Genomic DNA, 610 nt, shown 5'->3' on the forward strand with positions numbered 1-610 from the left:
GTCGCGGCCAGCCGCCGCCACCCCCAGCCGGCGATCACGACCCCGACGGTGAGGATCGACGCATACAGCAGCAGGTGGGGAGGGATGAAGGTGCTGTCCCGGCCGAGGGTGGTGTGCCAGGAGTCGTCCCAATACGCCGACCCAACCCCGGCGGCTGCGGCGGCTGCGGCGACCCAGACGCCCCCGGCCCCCAGCGCCGGGGAACCGCGGGCCGGGTCCGGCTCGGACGGGAGGGGGGCGCGGTCACGGGTGCCGTGTGGTCGCATGGTCTGTCCTTTCAGTGATGCGGCAGGGAGCCGGTCCGCCCCTGCCAGGCGGCTAACGCCATGGCGCCGCTCCCGGCGGCAGCGGGGTGTTAGAGGGGGAGCACGGTGGCTCCGATGAGGTTCTGGATGCTGGAGATGAGGAGTGTCCAGGCTCCGCTGATCATCGCGATGCCGGTGGCGATCATGAGGATCCCGCCGGTGATGTTGATGGTGCGGATGTGGCGGCGCAGGAACGTGATGCTTCCGGTGGCCCAGTTCAGGCCGGCCGCGGCGGCGATGAAGGGCAACCCCAGGCCCAGGCAGTAGGTGACGGCGAGGAGGGCGCCGCGGGCGGGGTTGCCGGT

1 protein-coding gene and 1 pseudogene are annotated in these 610 nt (G+C 72.1%); both read right to left on the bottom strand.

Going from position 1 to position 610, the window contains the following annotated elements; genetic code table 11:
• On the bottom strand, positions 1 to 266 hold a 266-nt coding region (locus AC1Q49_RS16240), incomplete at its 3' end, for a hypothetical protein (protein WP_492493441.1).
• 89 nt (positions 267 to 355) lie between these two features.
• Positions 356 to 610, bottom strand: a pseudogene (locus tag AC1Q49_RS16245) (cytochrome c biogenesis CcdA family protein); the annotation flags it as partial.

It is taken from the genome of Microbacterium sp. MPR-TSA4, from assembly GCF_058792815.1.